Here is a 21,232-nt window from a genome sequence, read left to right as displayed (position 1 = left end):
TGTAAATGAGAAGGAGGAACTTATGAAGGATCGCTATATTTTTCCTGCCATCATTTCATTTAGTGAAGATGAAGGGATATACGATATAATATTTCCTGACATAAGTAATGGATTTACTTTTGCAGAGAGTGAAGACGAAATCATGGAGTCGGCTAAAGAAGTTTTAGAGCTCTGTTTATATGATCTTGAAGAAAATGGGAATGAAATCCCTTCACCAACGAGTTTTTCGAGTTTATTGAACAAAGGACTATCCGTTGTTTTAGTGGAAGTGTGGATGCCCTTAGTAAGGGATAAGTTTCAAAATAAATCGGTAAAAAAGACACTGACTATACCTAAATGGCTTAACGATGCGGCTCAAGAATATAACATCAATTTTTCTCAGTTGTTGCAAACGGCCATTAAAAATTATATTGGAATTGATACAAAGAGGTAGCGCAGGCCGCCTCTTTTATTTTTGTCCGTTTTGTCCGATTTTGCCGTGGCATAATGGTAGTATGGATAAGTAGAGAGATCTCCCGCGGGAGGTTTCTTTTTTTATGTCCTGAGGTAGCTCGGAGGGGCCTTCTTAAATGAATCGTAAGCATGGACTGTTTCGAACGGATGGTACATTTTGATCTCCTATTTCCTCGAACCGAGCGGGGCGCAAAGCACGGCATTTCAGTTGCGCGGGGTGGGTTTCAGCCGTGATACATAAGACAGAATATATAGAGAATAATCTATGAATAAGTTTTTAAAGAGGTGGGGTGATGTCGAGCCGTAAGTTGAATTATTGTGGCGCAAAGACGCGCGCAGGGACAGCGTGCAAGAAAACAGCCGGATGGGGGACGGATCATGTGGGAACCGGCCGATGTAAATTACATGGCGGAAAGAGCACCGGGCCAAAACCGGAAAACATGCGCGGCAACAAGAATGCAGAGAAGCACGGTCTGTTCAGTAAATACTTGCCGGAAGAAACACAGGCACTTTTAGATGCCATCGAATCATTAAGTCCGCTGGATATCCTATGGGAGAACATCAAAATTCAGTATGCGGCCATTATTCGGGCACAGACGATCATGGAGGTAAAAAATCGTGAAGACCTAGTGCGACTAGAGAAAAAGAAAAGTGAGGGTGAATTCGGTGATGTCGTCGAGTACGAATATCACACGGCTTGGGATCGCTACGAACGCTTCTTAACATCGCAAGCGAGAGCGATGACAAATCTAACAAATATGATTGTGAAGTACGAAGCACAATGTAATCAAGGACTTGCTACAGAAGAACAGAAGCTTCGGATCGATAAACTCAAGACTGAAATCGATAAGCTGAAAGGAATTTCAGAAGAAATTGAAGACTTAGATGAAATCAAGGAATTAGTTTATGAAAAAAAAGACGATTCCATTTAATTTTAGCGATAAGCATATCAACTATATTCGCGGATGTAAAGAAAACATGTACAACGTGGCAGAAGGTGCGGTTCGTGCCGGTAAAACGGTGGATAACATATTCGCTTTCGCTATGGAATTGATGATGGTACCCGACAGAATCCATCTCGCAACTGGATCAACGGTAGCCAATGCAAAATTAAATATCGGAGATGCTAACGGCTTCGGTCTTGAATTTATTTTTCGAGGACAATGCCGCTGGAGCAAATATAAAGACAATGAGGCCTTGATTATAAAAGGGCCTCATACTAATTTTAAAGAGAAAATTGTTATATTTGCGGGCGGTGCGAAAGTTGACAGTTATAAGAAGATACGCGGTAACTCGTACGGAATGTGGATCGCAACAGAGATCAACTTGCATCACGATAATACGATCAAAGAAGCATTCAACCGAACAGCGGCTGCGAAAGTAAGAAAGTTCTTCTGGGATTTAAACCCGTCACATCCGAAACATAAAATTTATGTCGAATACATTGACCGGTACCGAGATATGGGCGACGAATTGATCGGCGGATATAACTACGAGCATTTCACCATTGACGACAACATTAATCTTCCGAAAGAACGTATTTTAGAAATCAAAAGTCAATATGATCCTAATACGGTCTGGTACCATCGAGATATTTTAGGTCGCCGTATGGTGGCAGAAGGTCTGATCTATCGGAACTTTGCCAACAATCCGAAGAAATATATCTTAGAGAAAATCTCAGAACCGTTGATCATTCAAATCGGCTTAGACTTTGGTGGATCTGGTTCAAAGCATGCGTTCGTCGCAAGTGGAATAAGTCGAGACTTGAAACGATTGTACGCACTGGCAAGCAGAAGAACAGAACCTGAAGATCCTGAAACGCTTTATAGAGATTATTTAGAGTTTGAGCGGTTTGTTTCGATGAAATATGGACCGGTCGCAGCATGCCACGTAGATTCCGCTGAACAAGTTTTAAAACGAGGCATTCAAACAAAAACTGTTACGCCGATAAAAAATTCAATAAAGAATGAAATCAACGACCGAATTAGAGTGACTGACCAACTTATGAATTCAGGTCGTTTTTATATGACAAAAGATTGTGAGAGTTTGTCCGAAGCATTGTCTATGGCTGTTTGGGATCCGGATAAACCAACTGATTTTATAAGGTTAGATGACGGAACATCCGACATAGATACGTTGGACGCGTTCGAATATTCGTGGGAAAGATATATTAAAGCATTAAATGTACTGTAGGAGGTGAAAGCGTGTTACAAGATGAGATTAGACAACGGCTTGGAATCAATAAATCAAGCAATCAAAATGATTTTATGTTGTGGATGGATTGCTACCATGGCGAATACCCCTGGCTCGGTGGTGACAATTTAGAAAGTCTAGGTTTAGCTGCGAGCATTTCGTCCGAGTTTGCAAGACTTGCGACCATTGAATTGGAAAGTGAAATTGTAAACGACGAAGAACTAAATCAAATCTATCAAGAAGTGATCGATCATTGTAGGAACTTTACAGAGTACGCCATGGCATTTGGCGGTTTGATTATAAAGCCGTACCCAGCGGGCGATGAGATTAAGTTTGATTTTGCCACACCCGATCGTTATGTTATTAAAGATATTAACAGTCACGTGGTTTTCATCGATCGAACAATCAAGTTTGAAGATGATAAAAATGTTTATTACACGCGGCTTGAAGAGCATGTGAGAGATGACCATTGGATCGTGACGAATTCATTCTATCGCTCTGAAAACTATTCAACATTGGGCGAATTATGTACTCAAGATAGTATTGCCGAGTGGGAAGGAATTGTTCCTGAATCTGTGATTGATTATGATCGACCGTTATTCGCCTATTTGAAGAATCCTCAAGCGAATAACCTGGATTGGCAAAATAAAGAAGTAGTTTCGTGTTTTGCAAGAGCATTGAGCTTGATTCAAGATGCAGACGAACAATACCAACGCACCTTATGGGAATTTAGAGGTTCTGAACTTGCCATTGATGCCGACGTAACTGTCTTAACACAAAGAGGAGAGCTTCCTCATGGTAAAGAAAGATTATTCCGAAATCTCGGGATTGATCAAGAGTCGGGATTTTATGAAGTATTTAGCCCCGCGATTCGAGATTCTTCTTTGTTCAATGGTCTAAATAAAATCCTTCGCCGAATTGAATTCACTGTTGGGCTTGCTTATGGAACACTGTCTGAAGTAGATCAAGTGGACAAGACGGCAACTGAAGTGAAGGCGAGTAAGCAACGATCTTATGCCACAATCGTTGACATTCAAAAAGAAATTCAAAAAGCGTTGGTCGCAACAGCTGAGCTGATTTGCTTCTGGCTAAACAAACAAGAACCCGACATTAGTTTTAGTTTTGATGATTCCTTGATCGTGGATAGCGAAACGGAACAGAAGATTCGAATGCAAGAAGTGGCAGTCGGTTTGATGAAGCCTGAAAATTATTTGATGTGGCGCTATGGAATTTCTGAAGAAGAAGCAAAAAACATGCTACCTGGTGTCGAAGAAACGGATGATGAAGATGACGAAACGGTGGAGTAGCCTATGCTTAGCCCAGATTATTTTGTCGGAGCTGATAAACAGATTCAGAAGTATTTAGAACAACTTGAAGACGATGTGCTTCGGGATGTAGCGAGACATTTAAGAACCGCGACCGGGAGAAATCAAATGGAAGCAATGATTGATGTAGATTACAGCCTTAATGACATGACGAAGAAGGTTGCAAAGTTTTCAAATCAATCGGTCTCCGAAATTGAAAAGATCATGGAAGCGGCAGGTGTAAAATCATATGCCTATGACAAAAAGCTATATGCAAAAGGGAAAAAGCATCTTCCGGATTACCAAGACAATTTATCGGTCATGAAGTTCGTTGAGGCAATTAAAAGACAAAGTGGAAATGATTTAAAGAATATCACCAAAACTACCGGTTTCGCCGGCAAGGGGTTGACGCAGTTTTACCGGACAGAACTATCTCAGGCAGTTTTAAATTTAAGATCCGGCGCCTTTTCTTCCGATCAAATTATTCGACAAATGGTCAATAAATGCGCCGACCGCGGCTTGGTAAGCATAGACTATGCCTCGGGAAGAACGATACGAATAGAATCTGCCGTGCGAATGTGCGTAAACACAGGATTTAGACAGTTAACGACGCAAATGGGTCTCATGAACGCGGAACTTGTCGGCCAAGATTTAATGGAAATATCCGCGCATGCCGGCGCAAGACCCACGCACCAAGAATGGCAGGGGCAGATTGTTTCATTAAGTGGGAAACCTGATTATTTGTCGTTGAATGATATTGGTTATGGCTCTGCTGACGGTTTTAGTGGCGTTAATTGTAGGCACAGCTGGTACCCCTTCTTTGAGGGAATCTCTGAACCTGCATATAGTGATTTCGAAGAACCGCGACCGTTTGAGTATAAAGGGAAAAAATACACTGCGTACGAAGCAGGTCAACGCATACGGCATCTGGAAAATTCCATCAAGAAAGAAAAACGAAAGATTACTATGTATGACGAGCTTGGCTACGAAGAGAGTGTAACGACGCACAAAGTGCGAGCACAGCGGTTGCGCCATGAACGGGATAAATTCAGCAATCATGCGAAGGTGTACAGGACAAAAAAAGATGGGTATAATAGGAGTGATAGAAACATTTCCGGCGCAATATCGGATGAGCACTCTCAAGAGGCAAGAAAGCATGCGAAGCTCTATTACAATGAGATTCGGAGCCAAACTACTGACGTAGCAAGAATCGCAGCGAGCACTGGTTATGAAGAATCTATTATAAAAGAGATAAAAGAGTATCTTTTCATCGATAAACACCATTTGATTGACGGTTATCGTAGATTCGATCCGGACTTTGCCATTGCTCAAAGCTGGCAACGATTAGCTCAAAATGACATTAAGAAACATGATTTAACATTGTTAAAGCACGAAGTCCATGAACGAAGGCTGATAGCTAGAGGAATGACGCAAGACGAAGCGCACAAAGAAACATCGAAGTTATACAACTATAAGAAAGAGGCAGGTGAGTATTATGCTAAACTTAAGAAACGTAAGAAAAGAAAATAATGTCATTTCTGCGGATTATTACCCTGAAGATTGGGGTGAGTTTGGCACCGTTTCTGTCAATTGTAACGACTTAGATGATTATGAAGTCAATCTTAGCCCGAAGGATAAAAGGGAATATAGTGGCTATCCGTATGCAATTAACGCATTAAATGCCCTTAGAGATATGGTAGAAGGTGAGCGCGAGATAAAAGACTGCGTAGTGATGTGGTATTAGATGATTGAAGATTTCAAGATAATTTACAGCATTCTATCAACGCTTCAAACCTCTCTAGATTATCCGAAGGTTGATGTCGAACGCTTAAGTGCAGAACATTTGGAAATCAACAAGCATCGGCGCGATCATCTATTAGAAATGCTCATAGATGCAGGATATATTAAAGGAGTCCAGGTCCGGCGCTACGAAGACGGAAGCTATCTTTTAATGTTGAATGATGTTCAAATTACCCTGAAAGGCTTAGAGTACTTAGAGGAAAACTCTATTCTAAGGCGAGTTCAACGTGAGTTAAAGGGAATCAAAGAAACAATTCCCGGGTTATAAAGCAGAGCTCTTATTCTGAGTAAATAGGAGCTTTTTTAATGCAAGAATATGAAGCTGACAATAAAACATTATCCAAAGTTAGAGCGGCCTTGGTTATTAAAAAGAGAGTATGGAGATTACGATCAACATGCTCATTTTTATACCGAGAAAGAAGCAAAATGTTGCCGTCGATTGATCGACCAAGGTCGTTATCCCTATGAGAAAAAATATAAAATCGCCATGAAGCGACTTTTATCAGAAGAAGAATTTAAAGCGTTGCGTAAGAAGCAACGCTATTTTAATAGTCAAAAAGGAGTCCGTTGGTCCTGAGTAAGACGTTAAACTGCTCCATGTTTGGTCTCCTTTCGATCAAGGCGGCGAAAAGCCGCCTCTATAGAAGTGTAGCTTAGTTAGGTAAAGCATCGGTCTCCAAAACCGAAGATCGAAGGTTCAAATCCTTCCGCTTCTGCCAGATTGGCGAATCTAAAACGCAAACACAAGACAGAGCGACGTCTCAAAAAGCTAAGTGTAGGAGGAACACATGACAACAGAAGAACTGAAAGCACTAGGGTTAGATGAAACGCAGATTAAGGAAGTTTTTAGGCTGCATGGATTAGTCGTAAGCGAATTTAAAGACTTAGAAAACGAAAATAAAATCTTAAATTCGGAAAAAGAAAACTTAGAATTGCAATTAAAAAATGCGAACGAGAAAATTGAAGAATTTAAAGATTTAGACGTGGATGCAATCAAGAAGGAAGCCGAAGACTATAAGCAAAAATACGAAGAATCGACAGTGAGTCACCAATCGGACATTGATCGATTAAAACGTGATTTTAATATTGAATCGGCTTTAATGGGTGCCAAGGTAAAGAATACGAAAGCCGCAAAAGCGTTGCTGGATATGGACGCGTTAACAACGGCAGAAGATTTTAATAAGGCACTTGAAGCACAGATCAAAGGCATTCGCGAAACAGATGCTTATTTATTCCAACCGCAGCAAGGAAGCGGCTCGGTCGGAGGAACTGCAAATCCTGAAAAGCCGAAAGAAAACATGACTTATTCTGAGATGATGGATTATTTATCGACACATCCAGGTGCTGAAATTTAAGGAGGAAAAGAAATGGCAGGATTATTTGACAGCAAAAACTTTAATGCCGAAGTGTTCGGCAAGTATTACGACACAATCCCGAAACTGAAAAGAAATGAATTAGTTAAGTCGAAAGCGATCGTGATGAATGACCGCATTAAACCGACCATGGCTGAACAAACAGGCGGAAACATTGTTACTGTTCCCTTGTTCGGTCGCATTGGCGGTACTGTTTCGAACTACGACGGCCAAACGGACATCGTAGAAAATGACACCCCGACTTTTACCCACACTCGGGTTGTCGTCGGTCGTGCGAATGCATGGGTTGAAAAAGATTTCGCTTATGATATTACAGGTGGCGTCGACTTTATGGACAACGTGGCAAAACAAGTCTCCGAATATTGGGATGAAATCGATCAAGATACGATTCTTTCTATCTTACAAGGCATCTTCGGTATGACCGGCGCCGAAAACAAAAAGTTTGTCGACGGCCACACTTCCGATATTACGAAAGTTGATAGCGGCAAATTTAATGAAGTAACGCTGAATAACGCACTTCAAGCAGCCGTGGGAGAAAACAAAGTTAACTTTAGTTTGGCGATCATGCATTCTCAAGTTGCCACGAACTTAGAAAATCTCAACTTGCTTGAGCATCTGAAATACACTGATGCGACAGGCGTTCAACGCGACTTGACCTTGGCAACGCTAAATGGTCGCTCTGTTATTATCGACGATTCCATGCCTACTGAAGTTGAAACGACTTCCGGCGGCGATGTGGTTAAGTACACCACTTATATTTTAGGCGAAGGTGCGTTCGAATTTACTGATGCAGGCGTAAAGGTTCCCTTCGAAATGGATCGCAATCCTAAAGTGAATGGCGGTCAAGATACTCTGTACTCTCGTCAACGTCACTGCTTCGCCCCCTATGGAATTAACTTCACCAATAAATCTATGAAGACCTTATCTCCGACCAATCAAGAATTGGAAAACGGAACGAACTGGGAATTAGTCAACACCAATGCATCCAGCGGAAAACAATACATCGATCATAAAGCCGTGCCCATCGCCAGAGTTATTTCTTTGGGTTAATCATGGAAAACTTATATAAGGAATTTACAGGCTCGGGCAGAGATATGACTCTGTCTGAGTTTTCCTTAAAGTTTAAACAGGCGAAAGCTCTGATCGATTATTTGACCTTTGGACGAATTGATTATACTAATCCTCAATTGGTAGAACAATTCAATAATTGCGTTATGGAGTTGATCACTTATGAATTCGACCAGAACAAAGACTTTTTAAAAGGTCATCGTTCGGACGGCATAAAGTCTGAAGCTGTCGGATCTCAACGCGTCGATTATTTGACCGCTACCGTTGATGACATTAACAAGCTAGATGCAATGAAGCAAAACAAATATGTTGGGATTGTAAAAAAGTATTTTGGATTGACTGGTTTAATGTATCGAGGTGGTTGAATGCTGACAAATGCAGATTTAACAATTTTCAATCGATACATTGAAAACAGGGAAACAAAATATCAAAAATCCTACGTTTACAATGTTCATTGGGAAGACAATCAAGGCGCAAACATCTTGCAATCTGGGCTTGTAAGCGCCGATCGATCGACGATTTATATCCCTTTCGATTCTTGCAAAGATTATGTTCCACCTTCCGAATTCAAAACAAATCATCATGGAAAAATTACTTTTCAACCGGAAGATGTAATTGTTAAAGGCATCATCGACGATGAATTTACCACGGTAAAAGATTTCGAAAAGAAATATGATTTTGTGCGCATGGTGACGACCGTTGATACGAGAGACTATGGGTCCCAGAGAATGCGTCATTGGGAAGTAGGTGCGAAGTAATGAAAATTTTACTGAAGAAATTTGATTTCGATCAAGGTGCGGCCTACAGGAAACGAAAGCTTGGAAAAGGCCAGGAAGTGCAGCGATTTATTGATTCTGAATGTATGCGTTTAATGAATCCTTATACACCATTTCGGCAAGGGATGTTGATTGGTGCCGCAAGTAACGGAACCAATATCGGTTCTGGAAAGATCATTCAACAAACGCCTTATGCAAAGCGCTGGTATTATGAGCCCGCAAACTTTTCAGGTGCCCCAATGCGTGGGAATAAGTGGTTTGAGCGGATGAAGCAATCGCACAAACAATCTATTTTAAAAGGTGCAGCAGCTATTGCAGGAGCTAGATCATGACGGCAATTGAAGCGATTAGACAATATTTTATGGATTGCCCCTTATTAGATGCAGAAGCCAGAATCAATGTAAATTACATTGGCGTTGAGCCACTGGAATATATTATTTATTCAGATCCCATGGATCCGATTTATAAGAAATATTCTGATGGCGGCGTCATTAAACAATATGGATTTACTTTCGCCACACTGAATTACCATTCTTCAGAAGTGATTCAACAATTAGAAAATTCAGGCTTTTATGAAGATTTTTCGCGCTGGATTGAAGAGAATAATGAAAAAGGTGTGCTTCCCGAAGTGGACGGCGCACAACGAATAGAAGTATTGACCAACGGCTATTTGCTCAATGCGGAAGCCGACAGAGGACAATATCAGATACAATTAAAACTTTTATATTTGGAGGTTTAAAATGACTACAAAATTAGTACAAAGAGCAGACAAGGTCGCTTTTATGAAGGTAGACGACACCTACCACAGAATGAAAGGCTTTACAGGCCTATCGAATTCTAAGAATCCGAAAGAATATACTCGTCAATACGTCGATGAAATGTTCGAAACCACTGACGTTGTTGGTATTTCGGCATCCATTGAATGGGGCTTCGACCAACTACTTGGCGATCCTGTTCATGATAAATTGGCACAACTCATCGACGACGAAATTATCGGCACCGATGCTGTTGTAGAAATTTTAGTCGTCGACTTTACAAAGAGTAAAGGAAAAGGCTATGAAGCAAGAGAACGAAAATATTCTGTTATTCCTAACACTGACGGCGGCTCTATGGACGCGTACACGTATGAAGGTACTTTTAGAGTAAACGGCGACTTCAAGAAAGTGACTGTTACGTCTAAAGACGAATGGCAAACGGCAACCATCGACGCCTCGGCTGCACCGCAACAGTAATTAAAGAAAGGAGACCATTAACATGGCAAAATTAAAATTCACGAACAATGAAATTAAAGTCGACATTGAAGACAACATTTTTTATATCGACATTTTCGATGATGTAGCAAATGAAGGATTTAAAGAAATCATTGCCCTTGCAGACGAAATGAAAAGCGGGAGCTATGGATCTTATGATGATTTAATTGCCAAAATGATTCCCATCTTCGATAAGATTCTCGGAGAAGGTGCGATTAAAACCATCTTCGGTGATAAAAAACCGAAAATGATGCACATCATTCAACTTGCCTATTATTTGACCGATGAGATGAATGTACAGAGAGAAGAAATTTTTAAATCCATCTATGTAAAAAATGAGTAATGTTATCTTAGATGATTTACCCTACTCGGTAAAAATCGAAGGTCTAGAATACCAATTTAAAGCCGATTTTAAAACGTTTATGCGATTCGAAATCTTGATGGAAGACAAAGAAATTGACGATGAATTAAAAATAAAAATCGCATTGGAAATGTTTTATGGTGACCAATTTATTGTCAATGAATCCGAGGCGATCACTCGGATTCTTGACATTTATGTAGGAGACACTATCGAAAAATCAACTGAAAAAGTTGATCCCGTTTATTCATTTTCGGAAGACGGCGATTTGATTTATGTTAGTTTTGTAGACGCGTATGGGATTGACTTAACCGAATCAAAGATGCATTGGTGGAAATTCAAAGCCTTATTTTACAATCTCCCAGAAACAACAATCATGGCAAAAGTCATGGGTTATCGGGCGAAGAAAATTACAACCACTATGTCGCGGGATGAAATTAAGTTTTATAAAAACATGAAAAAGCTGTATGCACTGAAACAAAACAAGACGGCATCTGAAAAAGAGCAAGACTTCGCAGATTCTCTGTGGGGTTAGGCTCTATTTTTTTATATAGAAAGCGAGGTGAGAAATGGCAAGTGATGGAAAACTAATATTTGACACAGAGTTAAATGATTCTGGGTTTAAAAAGGGCATGAGTAAGCTCGGGAAAGTAACGGGCAAATTCGCAAAAGGAACTGTAAAAGCTATTGCCGCTGTATCAACCGCAATTGGCGGCGTCGGTCTGGCGGCGGTTAAGGTTGGATCTGATTTCGAATCGGGCATGAGTCAAGTGGCGGCAACCATGGGATTCACGCAAGAACAAATTCGAGGTGGATCTAAAGAATTCAAACAGTTGGAAGCTGCAGCCCGTGAAATGGGTGCAACGACGCAATTCTCAGCCACTCAAGCCTCTGAAGCATTAAACTATATTGCCCTCGCAGGTTATGATGCAGACGACGCTATTAAGTTGTTACCGAAAACCTTGAATCTAGCTGCAGCAGGCGGTTTAGATCTGGGTTATGCAACCGACATTGTAACGGATGCAATGAGTGCATTGGGTTTATCGATCGAAGATGCCGACTCGTTCATCGACCAGATGGCAAAAACATCTCAAAAGTCGAATACAAACATTGCTCAACTTGGTGAAGCCATCTTAACTGTAGGTGGTACCGCGAAAGATTTGGCAGGCGGCACAGTTGAATTAAATACCGCATTAGGGATTTTAGCAAATAACGGGATAAAAGGTGCTGAAGGCGGCACGAAACTTCGAAACGTCATTATGAGTTTAACTGCTCCAACAGACAAAGCGCGGAAAGCGATGGAATCCTTGGGGATTTCGGCATTCGACGCTGAAGGCAACATGCGACCGTTGAAAGACGTGTTCCGTGATATTTCCCTTGAGATGGCCAATATGACCACCGCCGAGAGGAAAGAGTGGCTGAATACCGTCTTTAATAAGCAAGACTTAGCTGCCGTTTCGGCACTGTTAGCTGCCAACGCGACCAATATCGACGATATTTCCATGGCCTTGGAAGCCGCCGGCGGCCCTGGCGAAGAATTTAAAGAAAACATCGCCGCCCTCGGAAAAGAATTTGACCAATTTGCCGACAAGCAAGATTTCGTCAATCATGCAATGGAGGCCTTTGGGCTATCCGCAGAACAAGCCAGCATTTTGTATGAAGGTTTGAAGTCGTCCATTGAGGGTGGCGAATGGAACCAGCTTGAACAAAACATCAGGAATTCTGCTGGCGCGGCTGAAGAGATGGCCAAGGTTATGATCGACAACCTAAAAGGCGATCTGGTCATCATGAAATCGGCATTGGAAGAATTGGGTATTGCATTTTACCAAACTTTCCAAGGTGATTTGAGAACCTCGGTTTCGACAGCCACAGGCTATATTGACGCCCTTTCCATGGCGTTCCGCGGATTAGACATGGGAGAACTTAAGTCGAACCTGGAAGACGCAGGAATTAGCGTCGATGAACTCGGGATTAACCTCGTACAAGCCAGCTTCAAGATGGAACAATTCGCCACAAAAGCAGAATTTGTCGACTGGGCAATGCAGCAATTCGGATTAAGTTCTGAACAGGCAAGCACCCTATTCGATCAACTCGCCGCAAGCATGGAGAACTCTGGTAGTCGGATGGAGTTAATCGGTAAAGTTATCGGCGAAACCATGGCGAGTGTTATCGCTGATATTTCGGGCGTTGCGCCTCAATTCATGCAACTCGGCATTGACATTATTCAACAACTGATTAACGGTGTTTCTCAAAATATCGGTCAAATCGGCGAAAGTGTCTCGCAAATTGCAACAACGTTGATCGAAGGTGTTACGACACTACTTCCACAATTTTTAGCATTAGGCGCTCAATTAATTGTTAGTCTTGTTCAAGGGTTGGCACAAAATGCACCGCAAATCGGAACATCAATTATGGCCGCGATTGGCCAGGTTGCAAGTGTGCTAGGCACCGCCGTTCCGCAATTTATACAATCAGGCGCCCAGATGATTTTGGGATTGGCCCAAGGAATCGGGCAAAACATTCCTCAAGTCATGACGACCATTTTACAAATGGTAGTCAATATTGCCGATTCAGTTATTGGTGCGATTCCGACGTTGATTCAAGCTGGGGGTGAAATCCTTAAGGGTTTAGCTCAGGGTATCGCTCAAAATTTACCTCTGGTCATTCAGGAAGCCCCGAGACTAATCAATAAATTTGCATCTGCGGTTTATAGTGCGATCCCTCAAGTCCTAATGATTGGGATTCAAATCATTGGTACCATTGCAAAAGGCTTGATCCAAGCGATTCCGACGTTAATTGCTAATATACCCCAAATTATTTTGGCGATCATTAATGTATTTAGTTTGGCTAATCTCGCAAGCGTTGGTAAAGGTTTAATTAAATCGCTAGGTGCAGGAATTAAAAGTGGTGCTGAAACAATTTATCTTAATGCCATGTATCTTATTGAAAGATTAAAGACTGGTCTTTTGTCTGATCCAGGCGCTATGTTAAATTCTGCAGTTAAACTGATTCAAACTTTTATCGGCGGCATTGCCACGAATGGCGCTCAATTACTCAGCACAGGTGTACAACTAATTGGCCGATTTATTGCTGGAATCGGCACACAAGGACCGGCATTGCTTGCAAAAGGCGCCGATTTGTTAACACATTTGGCCGTCGGCATTATTCAAGGCATTCCTACTGTATTAGCTGCGGTTCCAGGCATTATTGCAGCAATCGGCACAGGCATCGTTAGTGCTGGCAGTCAATTAATATCTGCTGGCGGAAATCTTATTAAGTCGTTTGCATCAGGATTATTGGGTGGAAAAGGCGAAGTTGAATCTGCAAGTCGATCCGTCGGCGATGCTGCCACATCTAATTTAGATGATGGCGGTCAATCGGCAGAAAAAGGCCGATCTATGATCGATAATTTTTTACAAGAATTATTGTCTGGTTCGGGCGAAGCGTCTTCTGCAACTTCGGCCGTAATGCAGTCGGCAGTGAGTGGTCTTGACGATGGGGGTCAGTCTGCAGCGCTGGGAGATCAACTTTTCCGTAATTTTGTCGATCCGCTGGCCGGCGGAGCTGGTGAAGCGGGAGCGAGTGCTGCCAGCATGAAAGATGCGGCGGTGGCTAACCTTAACGGAACAGCAGAAGCCTCAGGACAAGGGGACGCATTTGCAAACGCATATAATTCACAAATCAAGAGTAAAGCTGGAGACAGCGGTTCTGCGGCTTTAGCTTTGTCCGATGCTGCGGTTAATAAATTAAAGACAGCGCCCCCCAAAACAAAATCGGCAGGCACCGACGGGGGCAAGAGTTATGCTACAGGCTTTGAGGGTACGCGAGGAGAAGTACAGGCAGCAAGTAAATCTTTAACTGATGCTGCGGTTAAAGGTGCACAAACATCTAAGTCTCAAATGCAAGCAGCGGGCTCTCAAGCGGGTCAAGCGTTCGCAGCAGGGTTTAAATCACAAGTCGGCGCCATTTCTTCTGCCGTATCTTCTGCAATGACTTCTATGGTCAGTGGCGTGAATGCTGCCAGAGGTCAAATGCAATCGGCGATGACGTCGATCATAAATGGCTTGATTCAAGCAATTTCGACAAGTAAAAGCCGTTTCCAAAATGAAGGCTGCCAGCTGATGACGTCGACAACGAACGGAATTAGAGCATCTCAAGGGCAAGTTGTATCGGCAATTAGAGCGATATTAAATGCGGCAGTAAGTGCGGCTAATTCCTACCGTGGGCGATTTGTTTCAGTTGGTCGTAACATGTCAGCAGGTATGGCAAGTGGGATTCGCGCCGGTCGTAGCGGCGTAATATCTGCGGCAATTTCAGTTGCGTCCTCGGCATTAAAAGCTGCACGACGATCGCTAGACATCCATTCGCCATCGAAGAAAATGGCAGCTGAAGTCGGTTTGCCGGCTGGTCAAGGGATCGCTGTCGGGCTTGAAGATTCAATGCCTGCAATCGAACAATCCATGCAGATTATTAGTGACGGCATGATTAAAAGCATGACCGACCAACACATGAACATGGCATTATTTGAGCGGCGAGAAGTTGAAGAACGTCATCGAAAGTTAACCAGCCTTGGTATTCTGAACATCGGGAAGATGTATGAATCTTTCCAAGCGCTTCATAAGGAAAAAATCCAACAGGTTGAATCTGAGATTGAAGCATTGGAAAATCAGGCTGAAAAAAGAAAAAGCGGAAAGAAATCTGAAGCCAGAAAAAAAGACCTTGAAGCCGATAAAAAAGCACTTGAAGAAAAGAAGAAAAACTTAGAAGACTATGCCAAGGCGTTCGATGAAACGTACGGCGGTATTGTATCGTCTTATGAAAAAGCCGCTGAATCCATTAAAAATAAAGCGGAAAGTCTGAAACAAAAACTTATTGATTATGGCGATGTACTTGAGGTGGTCAGAGACGCCGAAGGTAAAGTCGTGAAAAATGAATTTGGCGAAGACATGTTGAAATTGACGGACTTAGAACCTCAGGTACAACAAGTTGCACATTATGGAAGTCTCCTTGATCGAATAAGCGAAAAAGGAGCCGACGCCGACGCCATTGGGCGGATGCTGACCCTGGACATTGATAAAGCTGTGAAATACGGTGAATTCTTGTTGAATCAGTCACAAGAAGGATGGGATCGTCACATGGATCTTCTTAAACGCAAGCGTAATCTTGCAGAAAGCATCGCGAAAAAGTATTACGATCGAGAATTGAAAAACTTGAAAGGTCAATACACCGATAAACTCGTCACAAATCTTGAAGAGATTGTGAAGACGGCAGGCGAAGTTGGGAAAAAGTCCGCGGACAAGCTAACGAAAGGCTTCGACAAAAATAAAGACAGTTTCATTAAGTCGGTCAAGGATGTTTTAAATCAAATGCGTCAAATGGCTGAGATGGAAGTCAATGCGACGATTCAACAATCGCAGCACAAGCTCAACAACTTGAAAACGCAGATTTCCAATGCACAAGGCGCAGTCAATAATATCAATGTATATCCGCAAGCGGCAGGACCGTCTCCGTACCAAGCCGGCACGCAAATGGGACGGGGAATCGACCGAGAATTAAGACGAAGGGGGATTTAATGCAAGGAACCATAAGCGATTCTTTTGAGTTTCGCGGCGTCAATTTTAGAGATCGGTTTAATATCAAAGTTGTAAAAACCGATTTTATTTTGCCCCCGAAGCGCGAAAGAAAAATCGCCATACCAGGGCGTCATGGTCAATATGACTATGGCGCCGAATGCTGGGAGGAAAGAACAATTCGACTGGAATGCGACGTCGTTGAAAAGTTGTCGCGGGCCGATTTGAGAGAAATTTCTTATATCTTAGGTAAAAAAGGCAAGTTGTATCTGTGGGACGAGCCGGACAAATACTATATCGGTGAAATTTACCACGGCGGTGAGATCATGGATTTCCCGAAACAAAATATGCGGACATTTACCCTTGAATTTATTTGTGAACCTTTCGCTTATCGGGAATCTAAAACCATTGAATTTGAAGGTGAATTACAAATCGATTATCGAGGAACGATGGACACACCGTGTATTCTTGAATTGGAAAACCCATCAAAAGGATCAAGCGGCTTTTTGATTACACACTTAAAAAGGAGATAATTATGTATGCGACAAATTATTTAGAAAGAGCATTTTTAAACACATTAAAAGGCATTCAGTTTACCGCGCCCGCAGTGGTTTATGTTGGGCTTTATATTACAAGCCCCAACGAAACCGGCGCGGGAGTAGAAGTTAGTTATAACGGTTATGAGCGACAACTTGTTCGTTTTAATTCGCCCGCAGAAAAAGATGGCGTCATTAGTATTTCCAATGAAGAACAAATCAACTTCCCGCAAACGGAGTCGCCGGCGGGCACAGTCACCTATATAGGGATCAGCGATTCGAAATTGGGTGGAAATATGCTGGCCTATGGGAAGCTAACAGAAGATCTGGAAATCAGGGCACAAGAGGCGCCTGTGTTTATGCCCGAAGAAATTAAGATCTATTCCACAGGCAATTTATCGACGGCGTACAAGAAGAAGCTTTTGAATATTTTCAACGGTAGAAGCATGAACGGGGTATCGCCTCATTTGGCATTATTTAATAATTCCCCCGATAAAGGCGGAAGCGAGCTAATCGGCGACAATTATGCCCGAGTCCCGATTGAGTTTTCAGCCCCCGAAGAAAACGAAACAGGGCAGTCGGTCATTAAAAATGCCAACAAGCTGAACTTTAATCGACCCACAACAGATTGGGGAACGTGGGATCATACTGTTGTAATGGACAGTTTAAAATTAGGTGAAGCGATTTGGATTTACGATCGCGGTGCAGCCAAGGAACTCAAAAAAGGCTATATGCCCATCGCAAATATCGGCGCATTAAAATTCGCTATTAACTAATCATGAAGTACAACTTAACCCCATTTAATATTTCAGGAGTTGATACGCAAGAGCCGATAATTACGATGCATTGTTCGGCGACTGTGGAACTAAGTGTCAATTCTTATGCAGATATTTCACTGTCCATGACGGGGACGAATCAAGTGGGCATGGGCGCTTTGCTGTCTGGCGGCACACTCGTCGAATTTAGCTTTGGCGAAGAAATCACGTCAAGTGGCATCGTGACTTCGACATGCATCATGCAATTTCAGCTGGATGAAAAGTTGAACGTGAAAGGTCGATCTTCCGAAGACATTATGATTGACGATCCATTCGAAGAAGAAATATATTGCAATACGCATATCTCAGAAGACATTGCAATTGGTAATGATTTTATTGAAACCTTTGATTCGGCCGTCATACTAGATAAATTTATCGACATGGTCATGATGGAACTAAGGGAAAACCTTGGAATAAATACGCAGAGCGCCTTCTTAGATGTGACGATTATTCCTGTTTACCAAAGAACTTCCAATGGCCAACGTGTGACTGTGAACTCTGAAAATTATACGGTTTATCATGACGGGAAAAATATTCTGGATAGTTATGACAGCAACGAATGGATCGAAATCGGGCGCGGCACCAAAAAAATCAGCGTCTATTCCAACGGCGGCATGCCTGTTAAGGGTCGGTTGATTTATAAGGAGCGATTCTTATGATGCTATTGGAAGTACAAGATGCTAATCGAAAGAAAATCGCCTATTTGGAAAATGCCTTTGGTATTACTGAAGAATTAAAAATCAATTCAATTAATTTTGTCAATTTTTCCATGCCAAAAAATGATCTTAAGAATGAGCATTTAAAAATGTTCAACTATGTAAAAACACCTCACGGGTTGTACCGCATATTAAAGGTGACTGAAGATGAAAATTCTTATGAGTACGAGGCGGAGCACGTTATCGCAACGCTATTGGATCACGTGATCTTCGGCACTGTTGTATATGGGAATTTAGGCATCTATACTAAAAACGTTATTCAATATGTTCTGAATAAACAAAAAGTAAAAAATTGGGTTCTGGACGAGTGTGATTTTTCCAGGCAATTTGAATATTGCTGGGAAAATGAAAACTTGGCTGGGGCTCTTTTTAGTATTCCAAAACCGCTGGAAGCGGAATATATTTGGAAATTTAATACGGATCAATACCCGTGGAAATTGAGTCTGAAGAAGCTGACGAAGGACGAAGCAAAGCTGCACATTCGCCCGAAGAAAAATCAGATCAGCCTAAAAGCCACGTCGAATCCGAGAGATATTTGCACGCGAATCTATCCGCTCGGTTATGGTGAGGGCGTGAATCAACTGACAATTAAATCAATTAATAATGGGATCCCTTATTTACAGGCTGAACAAAAATATATTGATAAGTATGGTCTGCAAGAGCGAGTGTGGGTTGATCGCCGTTATGAAAAAGTAGATAGTTTGAAAGATGCTGCGCAAGTTATGCTGGATCGGTTAAAAGAGCCGATTATGGAATTTGAAGTTGATTTCGCTTTATTTAAAGATGATGATTTTACTCTTGGTGATACTGTTGTCGTCAGTGATAAATACAGAGACACCATTATCGGCATCCAATACAATTATTCCGATATTATGACCAGCAAAGTCACCATCGCTAATGATTCCACGTCAATTGCTGGTACAGTCGCAGATTTAGCCGACAGGCAGCGAATTGAAATGACTTATGCGCAAGGAGCCACACAACTTTACGCACAGTCCATTCAAGTAAACGCCGATGACCGTTATGGAGCGGAGTTGAATTTTTATGTACCGCAGGAAATGCGCGTTATAAATAAGGTGATTGCCAAAGTAAAGATTGATTCATTCCGAGCTTATTCTAAAGCGATCAAAGGCGGCGGCGGATCCACCGATTCCACAGAATCAGGTGGTGGTTATTACAATGGTTCTTCCACAGAAGGCGGCGGCTATCAAACAGCCACTTCAGATATTGATCAACTTATTTACGGCACCATTGGCGGTCACAATCACGGGATTCCGTCTGGATGGATTCAGCTTTATAATCGCGACGGAAATCCGTGGTATAGAGAAAAATTTCTTCAGTCCGGTAACCACACACATTTTATAACGTTAAAAAATCACACGCATGATTTCCGCATAAATATTCCATCCCACACTCATCGCTTCGAAGTAAGAGATCATACCCATGACATTGAATTTGGTATTTTTCGAAGCCACGGAAACGTGCGATATTTTACAGTGAAAGTAAATGGCAAAGTGAAAGATACAATTTATGACACGTCGGGAGAAATCGATCTGACGACGTACTTGCTAAATAACAAGAATGTTATTTCCAGAGGATCGTGGCATTCTATCGAAATTGTGCCGAGCGATTTAGCTTATGTAACAATTGACTTATTTTTCCAAGGATTCGTACAAAGTAGAGGTGATTACACAGTATGAAAGAAATGTATAAGGGCATGGTTAATTCTCCACAAACAAAATTGTCGAAAGCGATTAATTCTGCAGATACTGATATTTACGTAAAAGATGGATTAGCATTTCCTAAAGGACCGAATCTTGCGGTAATAGGAACAGACAAGAGTGCTGAAACTATATTGTATAGTTCTGTGAATAATGACATTCTGGTCGGATGCACTCGCGGCTATCAAGGAGAAGCTAAAACTTGGGATGTGAATACACCTATTGCAAGAAATTTTACTGAGGCGGATTTAGATGCGGTTCAAGAGAACATTAAATCTTTAGACGAGAATAAAGTCAGTAAAGAAAATGGAAAACAACTGTCAACGAATGATTATACAACCGAAGCTAAAGCTAAAGTAGACGCTATTCCAGCAGATCCTAAGTATACCGATACTATTCAAGATTTAAGTGGGTATGTTAAAAAGAGCGATGTTTTTGACCGTCTAACATACAATGGAAATGAGGAAGAACTTAGCAACATTCCATTTAGCGCACAGCAAGGAGTTTTTTTGTGGGGTAGATTAAGTCAAATTGCACCAGGTGGATTTATAGATCCAGATAAGATCGTTCCAAAAATTTCAATTCAAGATAGAGAACCAATCCAAGATAGCGAACTACAAGGAATACTTCTTAGTGGTGCTCTGAATGAATTGTTTTTGCGTACTACAAAACTGAACGAAAGAAAAGCTGATAAATCAGCGATCAAGGACGTATCGCGATTTAAAACAAAAGGAGAGATTTCAGATTTAAAATATAGCACATTAAAGAACCTGAAGCCCGGCTTTTATAATGTTAATAATATAGACATTATCAGTGACGGTAAGACTCTAGCAACAAGCGTATTTGTCAATTCACTGTACCTTTTGCCTCAAATAACAGGAAGTCTTTTTGTTGGTGTGGAATATATTCCCCCTGCACATTACCCTTTTATTTACATGTGCGCTTCGACTAGTAACGACGAATTATATTGGTATAAAGTGGCTTCAGGGTTTGACATTAATAACATTAAGTCAAAATTACCCAAAGTAGCTACGATTGACAATCTAACCTTCACAAAAATTGACAATCTTGTAACTGTGACAGGTTACGTGCAAGGAAGTTATTCAAACGGTCAACTCGTTTCAGCTATGCCTTATGCCGCTAAGGAAGAAATGACTGTGGCGGCGTATCCAAGTGATGATCCCATTCCGTTCTATTTAAAAGTTATCGATAGTGAGATTAAATATATCGGCCAAAAAAGTGTAAATGAGAGGTTATCATTGAACTTCGCATTTGTTACAAAAAGTTAGAAAGGTGGTG

The 21,232-nt window shown here is 41.6% G+C and carries 23 protein-coding genes and 1 tRNA gene; all 24 read left to right on the top strand.

The window, feature by feature from the left end; genetic code table 11:
* Window positions 1–22: 22 nt before the first annotated feature.
* The 24 genes from KO087_RS03140 (at window position 23) to KO087_RS03025 (ending at window position 21,222) form a co-directional block, all read left to right on the top strand.
* Window positions 23–433, top strand: coding sequence for a type II toxin-antitoxin system HicB family antitoxin (locus KO087_RS03140; RefSeq protein ID WP_215507630.1), 411 nt, complete (start codon window positions 23–25; stop codon window positions 431–433).
* 313 nt (window positions 434–746) lie between these two features.
* Window positions 747–1,385 (top strand): HGGxSTG domain-containing protein, encoded by a 639-nt coding sequence (locus KO087_RS03135; RefSeq protein ID WP_215507628.1) that lies wholly within the window; start codon window positions 747–749, stop codon window positions 1,383–1,385.
* Window positions 1,360–2,646, top strand: coding sequence for a terminase large subunit domain-containing protein (locus tag KO087_RS03130; RefSeq protein ID WP_215507626.1), 1,287 nt, complete (start codon window positions 1,360–1,362; stop codon window positions 2,644–2,646). The genes KO087_RS03135 and KO087_RS03130 overlap by 26 nt, the downstream gene beginning before the upstream one ends.
* A gap of 11 nt (window positions 2,647–2,657) precedes the next feature.
* The gene (locus KO087_RS03125; RefSeq protein ID WP_215507624.1) at window positions 2,658–3,953 is read left to right on the top strand and encodes a phage portal protein; all 1,296 of its coding nucleotides are present in this window, start codon (window positions 2,658–2,660) and stop codon (window positions 3,951–3,953) included.
* Between the two features lie 3 nt (window positions 3,954–3,956).
* Entirely contained in the window at window positions 3,957–5,480 is a 1,524-nt protein-coding gene (locus tag KO087_RS03120) for a phage minor capsid protein (protein ID WP_215507623.1), read from the top strand.
* Window positions 5,446–5,694, top strand: a complete 249-nt coding sequence (locus KO087_RS03115; protein WP_215507622.1) for a hypothetical protein — start codon at window positions 5,446–5,448, stop codon at window positions 5,692–5,694. Before KO087_RS03120 ends, KO087_RS03115 begins: the two co-directional genes overlap by 35 nt.
* Window positions 5,695–6,018, top strand: coding sequence for a YjcQ family protein (locus KO087_RS03110; protein WP_215507621.1), 324 nt, complete (start codon window positions 5,695–5,697; stop codon window positions 6,016–6,018).
* A 48-nt stretch (window positions 6,019–6,066) separates the two neighbouring features.
* On the top strand, window positions 6,067–6,327 hold the full coding sequence (locus KO087_RS03105; RefSeq protein WP_215507620.1) for a hypothetical protein: 261 nt from the start codon (window positions 6,067–6,069) through the stop codon (window positions 6,325–6,327).
* Window positions 6,328–6,392: 65 nt separating this feature from the next.
* Window positions 6,393–6,469: transfer RNA gene (locus KO087_RS03100), tRNA-Trp, on the top strand.
* 69 nt (window positions 6,470–6,538) lie between these two features.
* A complete protein-coding gene (locus tag KO087_RS03095; RefSeq protein WP_215507619.1) occupies window positions 6,539–7,105 on the top strand; it encodes a phage scaffolding protein in 567 nt (188 codons plus the stop codon).
* A gap of 12 nt (window positions 7,106–7,117) precedes the next feature.
* Window positions 7,118–8,173 carry a phage coat protein gene (locus KO087_RS03090; protein WP_215507617.1) on the top strand — a complete coding sequence of 352 codons (1,056 nt, stop codon included), beginning with the start codon at window positions 7,118–7,120 and terminating at the stop codon, window positions 8,171–8,173.
* Window positions 8,174–8,175: 2 nt separating this feature from the next.
* Entirely contained in the window at window positions 8,176–8,556 is a 381-nt protein-coding gene (locus tag KO087_RS03085) for a head-tail connector protein (RefSeq protein ID WP_215507614.1), read from the top strand.
* Window positions 8,557–8,949 carry a DUF6751 family protein gene (locus KO087_RS03080; protein ID WP_215507612.1) on the top strand — a complete coding sequence of 131 codons (393 nt, stop codon included), beginning with the start codon at window positions 8,557–8,559 and terminating at the stop codon, window positions 8,947–8,949.
* The gene (locus tag KO087_RS03075) at window positions 8,949–9,299 is read left to right on the top strand and encodes a minor capsid protein (RefSeq protein ID WP_215507610.1); all 351 of its coding nucleotides are present in this window, start codon (window positions 8,949–8,951) and stop codon (window positions 9,297–9,299) included. The genes KO087_RS03080 and KO087_RS03075 overlap by 1 nt, the downstream gene beginning before the upstream one ends.
* Window positions 9,296–9,706 (top strand): hypothetical protein, encoded by a 411-nt coding sequence (locus KO087_RS03070; protein WP_251374902.1) that lies wholly within the window; start codon window positions 9,296–9,298, stop codon window positions 9,704–9,706. Before KO087_RS03075 ends, KO087_RS03070 begins: the two co-directional genes overlap by 4 nt.
* Window position 9,707: 1 nt before the next feature.
* Window positions 9,708–10,199, top strand: coding sequence for a hypothetical protein (locus tag KO087_RS03065; protein WP_215507608.1), 492 nt, complete (start codon window positions 9,708–9,710; stop codon window positions 10,197–10,199).
* A gap of 22 nt (window positions 10,200–10,221) precedes the next feature.
* Window positions 10,222–10,560: a DUF6673 family protein gene (locus KO087_RS03060; RefSeq protein ID WP_215507606.1), complete on the top strand. Its 339-nt coding sequence runs from the start codon at window positions 10,222–10,224 to the stop codon at window positions 10,558–10,560.
* Window positions 10,553–11,110 (top strand): Gp15 family bacteriophage protein, encoded by a 558-nt coding sequence (locus KO087_RS03055; protein ID WP_215507604.1) that lies wholly within the window; start codon window positions 10,553–10,555, stop codon window positions 11,108–11,110. Before KO087_RS03060 ends, KO087_RS03055 begins: the two co-directional genes overlap by 8 nt.
* A 34-nt stretch (window positions 11,111–11,144) precedes the next feature.
* A complete protein-coding gene (locus KO087_RS03050; protein ID WP_215507603.1) occupies window positions 11,145–16,148 on the top strand; it encodes a phage tail tape measure protein in 5,004 nt (1,667 codons plus the stop codon).
* A complete protein-coding gene (locus KO087_RS03045) occupies window positions 16,148–16,678 on the top strand; it encodes a phage tail domain-containing protein (RefSeq protein ID WP_215507602.1) in 531 nt (176 codons plus the stop codon). Before KO087_RS03050 ends, KO087_RS03045 begins: the two co-directional genes overlap by 1 nt.
* A gap of 2 nt (window positions 16,679–16,680) precedes the next feature.
* Window positions 16,681–17,457, top strand: coding sequence for a phage tail fiber protein (locus KO087_RS03040; protein ID WP_215507601.1), 777 nt, complete (start codon window positions 16,681–16,683; stop codon window positions 17,455–17,457).
* 83 nt (window positions 17,458–17,540) lie between these two features.
* Window positions 17,541–18,155 carry a hypothetical protein gene (locus tag KO087_RS03035; protein WP_215507600.1) on the top strand — a complete coding sequence of 205 codons (615 nt, stop codon included), beginning with the start codon at window positions 17,541–17,543 and terminating at the stop codon, window positions 18,153–18,155.
* Entirely contained in the window at window positions 18,152–19,912 is a 1,761-nt protein-coding gene (locus tag KO087_RS03030) for a phage tail spike protein (protein WP_215507599.1), read from the top strand. The genes KO087_RS03035 and KO087_RS03030 overlap by 4 nt, the downstream gene beginning before the upstream one ends.
* The gene (locus KO087_RS03025) at window positions 19,909–21,222 is read left to right on the top strand and encodes a hypothetical protein (RefSeq protein ID WP_215507598.1); all 1,314 of its coding nucleotides are present in this window, start codon (window positions 19,909–19,911) and stop codon (window positions 21,220–21,222) included. Before KO087_RS03030 ends, KO087_RS03025 begins: the two co-directional genes overlap by 4 nt.
* The last annotated feature ends 10 nt before the right edge of the window (window positions 21,223–21,232 follow it).

Origin of the sequence: Peptoniphilus rachelemmaiella (assembly GCF_943169845.1) — a bacterium.
Lineage (GTDB): Bacteria > Bacillota > Clostridia > Tissierellales > Peptoniphilaceae > Aedoeadaptatus > Aedoeadaptatus rachelemmaiella.
Note: the sequence above shows the minus strand (reverse complement) of the source record. Positions and strands in the feature narration are given on the sequence as shown.